Here is a 1,319-nt window from a genome sequence, read left to right as displayed (position 1 = left end):
GAGGGCACGACCGACCAGCGCCTCGTGGCCGTCGAGGACCGCGAAACGGTCTCGGTGCACGGTCCGGTGGCGTTCGCGCCGCTGCTCGTGGACGGCGAGCAGGCCAGCGCCGTCGAACGCAACCGAACCGTGCGCGAGGACCGCGAGCGCGCCGCCCGCGCCGCCGAATCCCGGACCGGCTGGGAGCACGAGTGGATCGACTGGGACGGCGCCTGAACGAGCGCCGCAGCCAGTCGGCGGCCGGAGTTACTCCCGTACAACCAGGATGTGGGTGTTCTCGCGGCGGTCGACGTACTCCGAGCCTGCGGGTGGTTTCACGGATATTTCTAGCGTACCGTCGTCCTGATTCGGCCCGAGGTCGGTGTCGAGGTGAACGGTTGCAATCCCGTCCGCGCCAGTCGTCGCAGTCGCGACGCCGTCGACGTCCGCCGTCCCGGATTTGACGACGATCGTTGCGCCCTCGACGGGATTGCCGTCGGCGTCGACGGCCGTGACGTCGATGGACTGGTCGCCGGGCGTGACGACGTCCGGGTCTGGGCTTGCGTCGAGTTCGCTCACCGAGAGCGTGTCCACGCCCGAGACCATGTTGAGCATCACGGACAGAGTGGCGACGCCGACGACGAACGCGATGACGAGGCGGACCGGCAGTCCCTCGATTGCGCGCTCGTCGCCCGCGAATTCGCGGAGGCCGGGGACGCGGTCGACGCTCACAGCCACGGTGGCAGTGGCTGTGCCAGAGTGGGAGTCTGGTCCTGGGTCGGGGTCGGAGTCGTGGTCGAGCACGGGCCGAGTTGCCCCCGGCTTCACTCATAAAGGCTCGTGCGAGCGTTCTTCCGGGAGTGGGCAGCAGACCCGCCATGGACGTTCTCGGGAGGGCTGACGAAGTCGGCCACGTGAGCAAGGCGGCGCAGACAAGGCAAGCCGCACAGGGCGGGCAGACAGAACAGACGGGACTGGCGAGGCAGACGGAGCAGACCGGGCGGCTCGGACGGTATCTCGCGAGTGACGGGAGTCTGGGCGCCCCGGTGGGTGTAGATGCGTCCCGCCCGCATGCCGGCGTCGTCGTGGGGAAGCGTGGCTCGGGGAAGTCGTACACGCTGGGCGTCCTGGCCGAAGCCCTCGCGGATGCTGCGGGTGTCTCACCAGTGGTCGTGGACCCGATGGGCGCGTTCTCGGGCCTGGCTGGCGCGGGGCTGGACGTCGTGGAGCCACGGGTTCGCGCGAACGCGCTCGCACCGCGGGCATGGTGCGATCTGCTGGACCTCGACGAAACGAGTGCGGCGGGCACGCTCGTCTGGGCGCGGCGGCGGAGTCGGGGA

General features: G+C 70.0%; 2 protein-coding genes and 1 pseudogene. 2 read left to right on the top strand and 1 reads right to left on the bottom strand.

Annotation, left to right across the window (positions count from 1 at the left end):
• Positions 1 to 216, top strand: a pseudogene (locus GRX66_RS19090) (protein-L-isoaspartate O-methyltransferase family protein); the annotation flags it as partial.
• A gap of 30 nt (positions 217 to 246) precedes the next feature.
• Here GRX66_RS19090 and GRX66_RS19085 read toward each other — a convergent pair.
• A complete protein-coding gene (locus GRX66_RS19085; protein WP_325064206.1) occupies positions 247 to 711 on the bottom strand; it encodes a DUF7382 domain-containing protein in 465 nt (154 codons plus the stop codon).
• 146 nt (positions 712 to 857) lie between these two features.
• Between GRX66_RS19085 and GRX66_RS19080 the strand changes: the two genes are divergently transcribed.
• Positions 858 to 1,319, top strand: a 462-nt coding sequence (locus tag GRX66_RS19080; RefSeq protein ID WP_159527854.1) for a helicase HerA-like domain-containing protein, incomplete at its 3' end; no start/stop codon positions are given.

The organism is Halobacterium bonnevillei, assembly GCF_009831555.1.
Taxonomy (GTDB): domain Archaea; phylum Halobacteriota; class Halobacteria; order Halobacteriales; family Halobacteriaceae; genus Halobacterium; species Halobacterium bonnevillei.
Note: the sequence above shows the minus strand (reverse complement) of the source record. Positions and strands in the feature narration are given on the sequence as shown.